General features: G+C 46.0%; 12 protein-coding genes and 1 pseudogene. 1 reads left to right on the top strand and 12 read right to left on the bottom strand.

Going from position 1 to position 11789, the window contains the following annotated elements:
• Positions 1-429: 429 nt before the first annotated feature.
• Positions 430-1269, top strand: coding sequence for a PEP-CTERM sorting domain-containing protein (locus tag RIG27_RS28585; protein WP_446350518.1), 840 nt, complete (start codon positions 430-432; stop codon positions 1267-1269).
• 34 nt (positions 1270-1303) lie between these two features.
• On the opposite strand, the gene RIG27_RS28580 is transcribed toward RIG27_RS28585, so the two are convergent.
• The 12 genes and pseudogenes from RIG27_RS28580 to RIG27_RS28525 all read right to left on the bottom strand — a co-directional run.
• Positions 1304-2041 (bottom strand): foldase protein PrsA, encoded by a 738-nt coding sequence (locus tag RIG27_RS28580; protein WP_446350517.1) that lies wholly within the window; start codon positions 2039-2041, stop codon positions 1304-1306.
• 96 nt (positions 2042-2137) lie between these two features.
• Positions 2138-2950, bottom strand: a complete 813-nt coding sequence (locus tag RIG27_RS28575; protein ID WP_446350516.1) for a hypothetical protein — start codon at positions 2948-2950, stop codon at positions 2138-2140.
• 199 nt (positions 2951-3149) lie between these two features.
• Entirely contained in the window at positions 3150-3437 is a 288-nt protein-coding gene (locus RIG27_RS28570) for a hypothetical protein (RefSeq protein WP_446350515.1), read from the bottom strand.
• 76 nt (positions 3438-3513) lie between these two features.
• The gene (locus RIG27_RS28565; RefSeq protein ID WP_446350514.1) at positions 3514-3690 is read right to left on the bottom strand and encodes a hypothetical protein; all 177 of its coding nucleotides are present in this window, start codon (positions 3688-3690) and stop codon (positions 3514-3516) included.
• 237 nt (positions 3691-3927) lie between these two features.
• Positions 3928-4182 (bottom strand): hypothetical protein, encoded by a 255-nt coding sequence (locus tag RIG27_RS28560; protein ID WP_446350513.1) that lies wholly within the window; start codon positions 4180-4182, stop codon positions 3928-3930.
• A gap of 63 nt (positions 4183-4245) precedes the next feature.
• Complete coding sequence (locus RIG27_RS28555; RefSeq protein WP_446350512.1) at positions 4246-4500, bottom strand: hypothetical protein; 255 nt, start codon at positions 4498-4500, stop codon at positions 4246-4248.
• A gap of 269 nt (positions 4501-4769) precedes the next feature.
• Positions 4770-5000 carry a hypothetical protein gene (locus RIG27_RS28550; protein WP_446350511.1) on the bottom strand — a complete coding sequence of 77 codons (231 nt, stop codon included), beginning with the start codon at positions 4998-5000 and terminating at the stop codon, positions 4770-4772.
• Positions 5001-5064: 64 nt separating this feature from the next.
• Complete coding sequence (locus RIG27_RS28545) at positions 5065-5319, bottom strand: hypothetical protein (RefSeq protein WP_446350510.1); 255 nt, start codon at positions 5317-5319, stop codon at positions 5065-5067.
• Between the two features lie 350 nt (positions 5320-5669).
• On the bottom strand, positions 5670-6110 hold the full coding sequence (locus RIG27_RS28540; protein WP_446350509.1) for a HetP family heterocyst commitment protein: 441 nt from the start codon (positions 6108-6110) through the stop codon (positions 5670-5672).
• Positions 6111-6167: 57 nt separating this feature from the next.
• Positions 6168-7772, bottom strand: coding sequence for an HlyD family efflux transporter periplasmic adaptor subunit (locus RIG27_RS28535; protein ID WP_446350508.1), 1605 nt, complete (start codon positions 7770-7772; stop codon positions 6168-6170).
• Between the two features lie 236 nt (positions 7773-8008).
• The gene (locus tag RIG27_RS28530) at positions 8009-11152 is read right to left on the bottom strand and encodes a peptidase domain-containing ABC transporter (RefSeq protein ID WP_446350507.1); all 3144 of its coding nucleotides are present in this window, start codon (positions 11150-11152) and stop codon (positions 8009-8011) included.
• Between the two features lie 337 nt (positions 11153-11489).
• Positions 11490-11789: pseudogene (locus RIG27_RS28525) on the bottom strand (thylakoid membrane photosystem I accumulation factor); the annotation flags it as partial.

The following is an 11789-nucleotide window of genomic DNA, read 5'->3' as shown; positions in this document are numbered from 1 at the left end:
TTACACTTACAAAGTTAGTTGAGATGAAATCCCCTGTTTCTGATTATCCCTGATTGGCTGAGGAGTTCAAGCGATCGCGCCAACTGAACCGCCCTTATATCATACCAGCACAATAAAGTCAACAAAAATCAGGGAATAGGGAAAAGGTAACATTACGCAAACAACTGCGGAAACGCGATCGCACAGTCGAACCTGACTTAACCTCTATCTCTATTCACTACCCAGACACACGACAGGTAAAATTGGCATACGGTAGCGATCGCTCAACTGGATAAAGCTGGGATGAAAGGTTTACAAAACCTTTAAAATAAATGTCATATTTTTTACAGTATCTTTATGGTTTATTGATTAGTTTTATTTTAAAATAAAACTAATCAATAGGCAGAACTAAAAGAATTTGTTAATTCATTACCACTCAGAGAGGCATCTATGCTACAGAAGCATCTACTAGCTCAAGGTTTATTGGCATTCGTTACACCTTTAGTAACAGGTTTAGCTATTACTACTTCGCCCGCTATCGCCGCTACTTTAGCCTCTTCTGAGGCGAGAGTCAATCTTGACAATTTTAGCCACACCCCGACCGACATTTTGACGCTCACAGATACTCGCACAAATACGATCGCCACCAATGGAGAGGTGACAGCAGATGCCAAAGCCGAAGCCTATTTTACAGCTAATCCGTTCGGTACAACAGAAGCCAATAATTACTCCTGGAGTCAAACTGAAGGTGATGGCAGACGCTACGTTGGCTTGGCAGAAAGTTTTGCTGCCATTATTGGTTATGATTTTATCGTCAATGCCGGGGATACATTTGACTTCGATTTTATGGGGTTTTTAGACCTAGAAACGTCAATGGATAATCTGCCTGGAGAATACGCCATGGCTGAGGGAATGGTTTCTTGGGAATTGTACGACAGTACTAATCCAGCGAATTGGGTGCTGTTAGATTCATTCCTGCTATCTGGAATTTTGGATACTCTAGGAGAGTCTGATACTTTAGATTATCAGAAAACTAATAGTTTTACATTAAATCCCAGTGAGACGTCTTTGGAGACTGACTTTGTTGGACAAGAGGAACTGGCTAAAGCTGTAATCAATGGGTCATATTCAAAGACATTTGATAGCTTAACTAAGTTAATTCTAGTCGAAGCCAAAACGAATCAAGCCCAAGTTCAAGCTGTGCCTGAATCCTCTAGTCTACTGGGGTTACTTGTATTAGCTCTGCTGTGCCTAGGATATCGATTTAAACTGAAAGGGCGGGTTGAGTAATATCTGGGTGAGGTAAGAAATGATAATGTTTTCTTTAGGTTTGGTTATGCAGCCGATAATTAATTTCACTGGTGAGCCACTCTTGAAACAGGCGATCGCGGATTTCTTGATACCGTTGAGGGGTTAATTCGGCAGGGATAAAGGCTTCGACCATGAGAATATGATAACCCAAAGGAGTTTGGATGGGACTAATCACTTCTTTGGGGGACGTATTAAAAACGGCGGCGGCTATCTCGGGTTTTAATTGCCAACGGTAAAGAGTGCCTTCACAACCACACTGCTGTCGCCGTTTCTCATCACTATCATAGAGATGGGCAGCTTGATAAAAGCTAATTTCTCCTTCTTCAATTTCATAGAAGAGTTCTTGGGCGACTGACTCAGTGGGAAGAATAATTTGATAGAGTAAAACTTGATCAAACTGAATCTTATTCTGGGCAAAAAACTTCTCCACCTCCTTGGCAAAGAGAGATTCAGCAAGTTTCTCCGTCAGCAGGCGATCGCAAATTCCCGCTTCCCAATCATCCGGGGAGATCATCTGCTCAGTCAGCCAAGCCAAGGTATCTGACGCCTTCTCCAGACGCATTTCCCGACGTTGGCGATCGGCTTCTGCTTGAACTTCTTGAGCCGTGACGGCTATACCCCGTTCTTGAGCCGTTTGATTAATCACGTTTTGGGATAAAACTTTATAGACTATCTCCTTCAGTTGTCGGTTTCGTTTTAAGAGACTAAGGATTTCATCTAAATTGACAGGAATTGTCGAACTATCGTGCATCGATATCTCAAACTGGACGTTCAGAATCTTCGTTCGTTCGTAGTTGGCACTTTAGTGCCATAATCCGGGAGCATCACCAACGACAAACTCTTAGGTTTAGTCGAGACTAGAATTAACCGGAACCCAGCGCAAACCTAAACCTGGGAAAACTCGACTGGGTACTCCGACGAATCGATACGTAACCGATTCGTTACTATCACTCTCTTGAGAACGACTACTACTGTGACTTTGGCTAGTGCTGCTATTTTCTCCAGGTGATGGTGCAGAAAAAGCCCCAATAAATGTGGCAACGGATGGCAATGTTCTCGTGGGTATCAACACTGGAGAGATGATTTGCCTCACAGAAGGTGCCGTCGGTACAGTGGAAGCAGTAACTGGAGTTGTCACCGTTGGGGGAGTGATCACTGTAGGTGGTGGTGAGGTAATCACCGGAGTTGTCACTGTTGGTGGAGTTATGACTGGGGTAGCGGAGGGAGTGACAACCGGATTGGTTACAGGTGGTGTGGCTGGCGCTGTGGCTGTCGCACTAGTGGTATTGGGAGTTGTGGTGGATGCGGTTGCGGTGGCGCTACTGCTGCTGGATGTCGCTGTGGGGGAACTTGCGGTGGCGCTGCTTGTACTTGGTGTTCCCGTAGACGAGTGAGCCGAAGCACTACTGCTACTATGGCTACCGGAACCATTGGCAGATGACGATGAGCTAGAGTGGCTAGAACTACTGCTCGAACTACCACTTGTCATCGGCGGTGGTTGAAACGTGGGATTACCCGGAATAAAAAAGTTTTGGGGTAAATTCCCAGGGATTTGAGGAACGTTTGGAGGCATAGGTTTAGCTTGACATAAGGAAGTCATCAGAAGTGCCACACTTCCAGCTAAGCTAAAACATAAAGTGTAGTGATAAATTTGCATCATCACAACTCCTTTGCAACTAGAGATACCATTCGAGGAAACAAAAATACCGAAGCAGCTACTGATTAGAGGCGAGAAATTACCATGTCCTCGAATCAATAGCTGATTGACTGAATAGATAGCAGTTTTTGAGGTGTACTGTGGTGTCGTCTGCTTATCTGTATGATAGACAAGGATAAACGGCTAGAGGTATATGGCAACTTTAGTAAGCACCCGTTTGGGCATAAGCATAAGCATCCGTATAACCTCCTAGGGAGAAGGAACGAGCGACAGCGAAACCGTAACCGTTTGCGGCTGTGTATCCTCCACTATAGGAAAAGTTAAGTCCTCTAACAGAAATGTTAACGCCGACACCAACCTGAGTCGCCACATCGACACCAACATCAAGAGATGATGAAACTCTAGGAACATAAAGCCCACCTTGTACTTTATGTTCCTCGGCTGATAAATCGTCACAGAAGTTGAGATCTTTAATAATTAATTGGGTCATTTTTTTATTCCTTCGGTTATCAAGTCAAGGGATAAAATCCCTAACAGTAACTTAGTCTCACTCATTCCGTTTACGTTTATAAAGAACCCGAGAAAGAGATTGACAATGTAAATACTCCAAGTTCGGTAAATGCCACACTGTCTTCACCAGTGGACCAGGCAAAAGCATCGCCCCAAGCTTGGGTAAACCACCCCCCAACAACTGGGGTTTCCAGCTCGACACTTTCTAAGTGTTCTAAATCTGAGATAATCATGATAGTTTTCCGGGAAAGAACTATGTTTACAACTCGTGGGAAAGAGTCCCATGAAATTTTGATTGAATAAGAGCTAAGTGATAGAATTTGTTGGCTCTATCAAATAGTAAGGAACGATGTTTAGTTGATATCCAGATTACAGCTCTCTAATTCAGAGCTTAGTAGACTTAGCCCTTATTCATTTATCGCGACTAACCTTTAACAAGAGACTAGTTTAAACTTCCTTGGTGACACCACTTAGTAATAGTAGCCAGAGTAGGTTGATGCCGATGAGTTGGAAGCAGAAGAAGCGGCGGCGGTGCTGTAATCTGTGAAGGTGTTGGTTTCGGTAAATGTGGAGGCGGAAGCACCTTCCCCATAGTAGTAGTAGTAGTAGTCGAAAGAACCACGGGCTAAAGAATCAGCAAAAGCTGTAGCACTGGCTCTATTTCCACCTTCAACGTCTCTAGATTCAGAAACGATTTGCAAATGTTCTAAGTCAGAAATAATCATTGTATCAATCCTTTTGTGTTTACAAGAAATAGGGGATACACTCACAAGCAAGTTTTGACCAGCTTAGTAATAGTAGCCAGAATAGGTTGATGCTGATGAGTTGGAAGCAGAAGAAGCGGCGGCGGTGCTGTAATCTGTGAAGGTGTTGGTTTCGGTCAATGTCGAGGCGGAAGCACCTTCCCCATAGTAGTAGTAGTAGTAGTCGAAAGAACCACGGGCTAAAGAATCAGCAAAAGCTCTAGCACTGGCAAAATTACCACCTTCAACGTCTCTAGATTCAGAAACGACTTGCAAATGCTCTAAGTCAGAAATAATCATGACATTACTCCTTGTGGTGAATAAATCGTTAATAAGTTCAAAAGCAAACTCTGATTGTTTAAGGGCTGAGTACCCGATTGAGCAAGCCATTTTTATCTGATATTGCTTACTATTTGCTCGTGGCAGAATCACTAGTCTCTAACCGAGAGCTTCGTGTACTTAGCCCTAATCAACGTCTCGTGACTAACCTTTGACAAAGGTATTCCTCTTATTGATCAGAAGATGATTGCCTTTTTTGGGGATAGTCAAACCTCAAGCATTTTCCGGTGTTAGTAGGAATACGAGCTAGCGTTACCGGAAACACTGGAATAGGAGGAGTCGCGGTAATAATAGCGACTGTCAGTATCGGTGTATAGATTCAGGTAGGCATAGGTGCGGGAGTAAGACCGACCATCAGCATCGGCATATACATAACCCCGTGCATCGGCATAAGCAGAGCCGCCTTCAATACTGTTATCTTCGCGAACGATTTCCAGATGTTCTAAGTTGGAAATAATCATGACTTTACTCCTTGAGTGTTGCTAATTAATAGTGCAGAACTTCAAACTTCAAACCTTTCCGGCGTTAGCTGGAATATGAGCTAGCGCTACCGGAAACACGGGAATAGGAGGAGTTGTTGTAGCGGTAATAATACGGGTAGTAATAGCCGTAGCCCGTATCGGTATCCGTGCGAATGGAAAGGTAGGCGTTGGTGCGGGAGTAAGACCGACCATCAGCATCAGCTGATGCGTAACCACTAGCAGAAGCACTTGCCGATCCGCCTTCAATATTGTTATCTTCGCGAAGGATTTCCAGATGTTCTAAGTTAGAAATAATCATCGTCTTCTTTACTCCAAGTTGCAATTTTTTTGTGGATCTACAACCAAATTTTTATTTCTTTTCTTTGGTTGTAAGACTAATTTAATACTTGTACCTCTTGACCGTCTTGCCAAAATGGCACGGTTACATAAAGCTTTGATGAAGAAGGAATCGTGTTTTGTGAAGGAATGATGAAGTTGGTAGTGAGGACTTTAGTCCTCTTGTAAAGAGCGCTGAAGCGCCGACTACAAACAGAAAAGGGCGCACGTCGCACAAAAGAGCGCTGAAGCGCTGACTACAAACAGAAAAGGGCGCACGCCGTGCGCCCCTACGATGCTAATCCATCCAATTTAGGCTAATACGCCAGAATATCACCGGAAAACACGGGAAATCTTCGATAAAAAATCTGTAACGCGAGGTGACAAGGATGAGAATCCCTGGTTCGCTTCACCACCTCTTACCTGCAGAGGCTGCTCGCGCACTCGCTCTAAATAGGCAAGATCCTTGATTTTGGTTAAATGCTGCTTTGATCTTGAGTCATAAGCAGGAGCATGATGGAATTGGCGATCGCGCTGATAAACGGTACTGGCTTCGGGTTCGTTGTCTTGCAGGGATTCACGATGTTCTTTGAGCAGACGGTAATAGGTTCGATAGGCTATATATTCTGACGGTTCGTAGCCAACATCGCGCAAGAGCAAAAAACACGCCCAGGAATACTTCCCATCGAGTATGGCTTCGGTAATTTCACTCAGTTGCTCCGTGTCAAGGGTTGTAGTGACTCCGGTATTGCCATCATAGGCGTTGTAAACCATAATTAATCCTCTTTTTATCTATATATCGTTGGGTAGTCTGAATGCTTTAAGCAAGCTTTATAATTGCATGCCACCTTTTTGCAGTTGTTTAATCGGATCAAATAGGATGTCTACAATCCGACGGCGACGCAAGACGATATCTGCACTCGCTGTTTGACCCGCTTTTAAGGGAATCGTGGTCTGATTATCACGAATCGAGTTCTGCTCCAGGGCGATTTCCACCTGATAAACCGCACCCAGGCGTTCATCGGGTTTACTATCGGGGGAAATTGAGGTAACTTCGCCGGAAATTATGCCGTAATCCTGATAGGGAAAGGCATCCAATTTAACTTGTACAGGCATTCCAGTCTTGACAAAACCCGCCTCTCGATCGGGTAAGATTGCCGAGAGTACCAGCGGTGTATCCTGGGGAGCGACTTCGGCAATGGTTTGTCCCGGTTGCACGACTTCGCCCGAATGGGGTAGATTCAGGGATGAGATGCTGCCATTAACAGGAGACTTCAGAGACAATTGTTGTAACTGTGCCTTAGCTGTAGTCAGGCGATTTTGCGTCTCGTTAATTTTGGCTTGGAACTGAGTCACTTGGACTTGCAGTTGCTGAATTTTTTGTTGTGACTCGAGTAACGCCCGGTTTCCCTCGGCTTTCTTTTGCGCCAATTCCGCTTGCAGTCGCTCTAATTCAGCTTGCGCTTGCCGTTGTTCGGCTTGGAGTCGCTGGGATTGTGATCGGCTTTGCAGAAGTTCTCCTTTACTTTGGGTAATTTGGTGTTGGCGATCGCGTAACGCCTGTTCTCGTTGAAAGACGATTTCCCTGGAAATAGCGCCGTCTTCGAGCAAGGGTTGCAATTGTGCCAATCGCGCTTGATGCGCCGCCACATCGGTTTGGAGTTCCTGGAGTAGCTGTTTTTGGGTGTTGATTGTCCCTTGATTTTCCACCAACAACACTTCCTGCGCCTCAGCTTGTGCCTTCCCTTGGGCGATTGCCGCTTCTTGGGCTTTAATCTGTGCGGCTAAAATAGCCCCGTGAGTTTCAGCTTCTTGGCGGGTTTGCTCAATTAAGCCCTTTGTCTGTAACCATTCGGTTTTATGGGCGGCTAACTCCTGCTGCAAGCGTTTAACCTCATTGGCGGCAATTTCGTGATCTAACTCCACCAAAACCTGACCCGCTTTCACCACCTCGCCTTCTTTAACCGCGATGTTGTCCACTTTACCGGAGACAACGGGATGGATTTTATAGACATCACCTTGGGGAACTAACCGCCCTTGGGCATGACCCACTTCATCAATAGTGCCAAAGTTTGCCCACGCGGTAAATGCTAGGCAAAAAACAAACCCACCTAAAACCAGTTTGCTGGGTAATGTGGCAGGCGGCTGATCCAATAAGGTTTGTAAAGAAGTAGACCAATTGCCATTATTATTAGATACCTCTGTAGCAGACGTCGCCAAGGTTGAGGAACCCTCCCCAGTTTCGGATGGGTGTGAGGATGCAGCAAGGGGAACACTCTCTGGCGTTCTCACTGCTACACCACCGTATACTTTTTTCAGTTGAGTCGCATCAGGCGTCAACAACCTATCCTTTAAGGGAGGAGCAGCGCTGAAATGACTTGGCTGTGTTGAACACTCTGGATTAGACACCCTGATATCATGGATGTTGATTCTCATTACTTGACCTGGAGAACATCATATCGTCACGTATTCAGTAACAATCCCTGTCAATTGCTGGAGTTCAGACAAAAGCAGGTTAAGAGCACTTTACTGATTACTCTGAACGTAATAGAGAATTTTACGCAAAAGTTTGATTTTTTTTACAAACCTTTATATAGGAACCGCCATTGTAGAGACGCGCCATGGCGCGTCTCTACAAATTGTTGAACACATCGCCAATCATTAAAAATTGGTCACAGATCGAGCTGCTGCTGTGCCAGGTGATAATAAAGACCTTGACTAGCAATCAGTTGCTCGTGGGTACCCTGTTCAACTAAAATGCCTCGGTCTAACACTAGGATACAGTCAGCATGGCGAACCGTTGAAAGACGGTGGGCAATGACTAACGTCGTGCGGTTGCGACTAATCCGAGCTAGATTTTGTTGAAACCGCCGCTCGGACTCGGTATCGAGGGAGCTGGTTGCTTCGTCAAGTATGATAATACGGGGATCATTTAATAGAGCGCGTGCGATCGCAATTCTTTGCTTTTGTCCTCCGGATAGGGTTGAACCCCGCTCCCCAACTGGGGTGTTGTATCCCAAGGGTAAGGATTGGATAAATCCATGGGCTTCTGCTAGTTTGGCAACTTCGATGACTTGCTCCAGGGTAAACTCGGGACGATAGAGAGTGATATTTTCGAGGATGGTGCCGGAAAATAAGAAACACTCTTGGGGTACGACACCAAGCTGCGATCGCAAAGACGAGGGCGAAACATGGCGAATATCATGCCCATCGACACAAATTTTGCCGCGATTCGGGTGATAGAGTCCTTGTAGCAGTTTGATTAACGTACTCTTGCCGGAACCACTCCGCCCGACAATCGCCACGGTTTGTCCGGGAGACACCTGAAACGAAATATTTTCCAGGGTGTAGTTTTCTTCCTCTTCACCATAGCGGAAGAAAACGCTCTCAAAGAGCACCTCTCCTTTTAACTGGGGTAAACCCATTAGCGGTTTTTGGGGATGTTCCTCGGGTTGGGCAAAAAAGACATCATTGAGTCGTTCCACGGATACGAGAACTTCTTGAAATTCATCCCACAGACTCACCAGGGCTAAAATCGGACTAATTACATTGCCGATGAGCATATTAAATGCCACAAATTGACCAATGGTGAGCTGTTCCTGCATCACCAAGGTGGCACCATACCAGAGTAAGGCGGTGCTACCTAAGCTATTAATTAAGCCACTGGTGGATTGAAGGAAATTACCGAGAATCTGGGCTTTGAATCGTACATTTAACATCTTCGTCAGCCGATCTTCCCAGCGCCAGCGTAGTTCTCGTTCCGCTGCGGAGGCTTTAACCGTGCCGATTCCCGATATCATTTCCACAATCTGGGAATTTTGTCCCGCATCCTCTTGGAAGATTTCCCGCGATCGCTGACGTAGTAATGGACTGGCGACAACGGTTAAAATCGCGATCGGCGGAATCATTGTCAGTACCAGTAGCGTCAGCTTCCAGTTGTAGTACACCATCAACCCTAAATAGACAAATACCATCAGGGTATCCAGCCAGGTAATCACCGCTCGTCGGGTGAGAAATGCCTGAATTTTCTGGGCTTCCTGAACCCGGGTGATAATATCCCCAACTTGGCGCGATTCAAAGAATTTTAGGGGTAAACTCAGAGCATGGTTAATAAAGCCACTAATAAAGGTTAGATCTAAGCGATTGGCAAAATAGTCTAAGAAATATTGTCGGGTGGCACTTAAGCCAATCCGCCACAGGTTAAATAAGACGAGTCCCAGGGCGAAGACATTCAGCGTCGTAAAACTGCGGTTGACCACCACCCGGTCTAGAATAATTTGGGTAAATAGGGGCGTAATTAGACTGAATAGTTGCAGGAGTAACGACGCCAGCAGAATTTGCCCAATTAAGATCCGATGGGGCCACAGGACTTTTAAGAAGCGCCCAAGGGAGTTCTTTTCGTTGGGTGTGGCGGCGAGTTCAGGTGTCGGATCTAAGAGCAGGGCGTATCCTGTCCAGTTATTGATAAACTCGGCACGGGGGATCAACCGCTTACCCACCGCAGGATCAGCAATCAGGATGCGATCGCCTTTGTATTGATAGACGACTATATAATGATTACCCTGCCAGTGGGCAATCCAAGGGTTATTCTGATCCCTTAAGCGATTCAAAGATGCTCGTACTGGAGCGGCTCGAAATCCTAAACGTTCTGACGCTTGCGACAATCCCTTCAGCGAAGCCCCCGCACGCCCCACCCCAGCTAGCTCTCGCAGGGTATTGATACTAAACTGTTTACCCCAGTATCGCCCAATCATGGACAAGCACGCTGCACCACAATCGGCGGAACTCTGTTGTAATACCAGGGGATAGCGTTGCCAAAACCCGCGCCCCCAAGGATTCCATGTTGTCGGTTGGGGAAAGACAACGGGTTCGGCTTCCGTTTCAGGTGTCGGTTCTACCTGAGTTTGATAAGTCAGCGTAGACATCCGAACGGCTAGGGGAATTAAGGGTTTATCGGCAACGGTGGGATGATGCGCTGTTTCCGGTAAACCCTCTGGGGCGGTTCCCGATAAAATCGGGGCGATGGCTTGAGCGGCTGGAATATGTTCCCTAGAGAGTTTATATATCCATACGTCGGTTTGAGCAATCCAATGGGCGGGAATGGGCTGCGGATATCCCCAGCTTTCGCCAATTGTTGGAGGTGGGGGTGATTCTGCCGCAGTTGTGGCGATTTCACCCTGACGCAGCCAGCAGCGATTCGCCTGTAATTGGGTGAGAGTTTCGCCAGGGGGAATCTTGGTGGTAACGAGGTAGGGTAGGAGTTGCTTTAGGGTATGGCTATTGAGCGATCGCAGTTCGGTTAGCGTCTTCAGGAAAATTAAGCTTTGTCGCTGTTGAGCCTGTTGTTCGCAGTGGGCTTTTAACTGGGGAATTTGCTGGAACCAAGGCTGGAGTTGGGTTACCCGAATCCGAGCCAGGAATCCCGGACTGGCTGCGATCGCACAATAGGGTGACGAGTGGTGATAAAATTGAGCGTCTGTACCAAAGGTTTTCCCTTCTGTTAAAACAACGGCGGAAACGTCTCGCTGTTTTTGAGGATCAAAGCCCAGCAGTCTTACCCGTCCCTGACAGACGATGTAAAAATACCCATCATCAGGTGTAGTTTCAGCCCCATGTTCCTGTTGGGGGGGATGATACGCAAATAGCTTTTCTCCAAACTGAAACTGGCACAGTTCCAATGAGTGACTCAACTCCAATGCCAATTCTTTGGTCATTGACCCTTGGCTCAAGTGTTGAAGAATACCCGCAACATCGTTGACCGCATTGGGGGAATGAGACGGTGACTCTTGCACCCAATCTGGGGAAACCTTGTTCATGGCATAGCACTCTGAATGAGAGACTCACTGCTAGAATTTTGACACAGCCCCACCCATTCGTGAACCTCAATTATATTTTCTGTTAATTTTCGCTAATACTAAGTAGTCGAACCCAATTAAAGTTAACGGTTGAGATTAGGAAGGAACAGGGAATAGTAAAGATTTGAGGCTTCTTGAGATTTTTCACATATTTGTTAAAGCATTGGTGAATTTATTAAAAAAGAATCAATGTCTATGGCGATGTAGAGACGTGCCATGGCGCGTCTGGGAGCTGGGGAAATTGGAGTTACTTTAATATTACTATTATGGATGTTCTTCCCCAAACTCCCTGATCTTGTTAATCTTGACTTAATTCCGTATTAATCTCGTTAATCGGTCGCCGTTTTAACTCTGGTGATTCAGAACGGGGGAGTAAGTCAAAAACCTCCCGAAAGACATCATCGACTTTTTCATAGCTGACTTGTCCCGTTTCATTCAACCTAACCTCACCCTCTTGGTCAATGAGAACGGTTTGGGGGACTAAGCCTTCATAATAATAACCCGGTTCCATGGAGTCATCACTCGGTTTGTCGTACAGAGTATCCGCACTAACTGGAATAAAACTCGCCGCCCGTCCATAAGGCGCTTGTAACTGGGA

It is taken from the genome of Coleofasciculus sp. F4-SAH-05 (assembly GCF_040222985.1).
Classification (GTDB): domain Bacteria; phylum Cyanobacteriota; class Cyanobacteriia; order Cyanobacteriales; family Coleofasciculaceae; genus Coleofasciculus; species Coleofasciculus chthonoplastes.
The sequence above is the reverse complement of the archived record's forward strand: the minus strand, read 5'-3'. Positions and strand labels throughout refer to the sequence as shown.

Excerpts from the sequence above, each read along its gene's own strand:
- RIG27_RS28545 (WP_446350510.1), bottom strand. The coding sequence starts at position 5,319 with ATGATTATTTCTAACTTAGAACATCTGGAAATCCTTCGCGAAGATAAC.
- RIG27_RS28540 (WP_446350509.1), bottom strand. The coding sequence starts at position 6,110 with ATGGTTTACAACGCCTATGATGGCAATACCGGAGTCACTACAACCCTT.
- RIG27_RS28580 (WP_446350517.1), bottom strand. The coding sequence starts at position 2,041 with ATGCACGATAGTTCGACAATTCCTGTCAATTTAGATGAAATCCTTAGT.
- RIG27_RS28575 (WP_446350516.1), bottom strand. The coding sequence starts at position 2,950 with ATGATGCAAATTTATCACTACACTTTATGTTTTAGCTTAGCTGGAAGT.
- RIG27_RS28565 (WP_446350514.1), bottom strand. The coding sequence starts at position 3,690 with ATGATTATCTCAGATTTAGAACACTTAGAAAGTGTCGAGCTGGAAACC.
- RIG27_RS28530 (WP_446350507.1), bottom strand. The coding sequence starts at position 11,152 with ATGAACAAGGTTTCCCCAGATTGGGTGCAAGAGTCACCGTCTCATTCC.
- RIG27_RS28550 (WP_446350511.1), bottom strand. The coding sequence starts at position 5,000 with ATGATTATTTCCAACTTAGAACATCTGGAAATCGTTCGCGAAGATAAC.
- RIG27_RS28555 (WP_446350512.1), bottom strand. The coding sequence starts at position 4,500 with ATGATTATTTCTGACTTAGAGCATTTGCAAGTCGTTTCTGAATCTAGA.
- RIG27_RS28535 (WP_446350508.1), bottom strand. The coding sequence starts at position 7,772 with ATGAGAATCAACATCCATGATATCAGGGTGTCTAATCCAGAGTGTTCA.
- RIG27_RS28570 (WP_446350515.1), bottom strand. The coding sequence starts at position 3,437 with ATGACCCAATTAATTATTAAAGATCTCAACTTCTGTGACGATTTATCA.
- RIG27_RS28585 (WP_446350518.1), top strand. The coding sequence starts at position 430 with ATGCTACAGAAGCATCTACTAGCTCAAGGTTTATTGGCATTCGTTACA.
- RIG27_RS28560 (WP_446350513.1), bottom strand. The coding sequence starts at position 4,182 with ATGATTATTTCTGACTTAGAACATTTGCAAATCGTTTCTGAATCTAGA.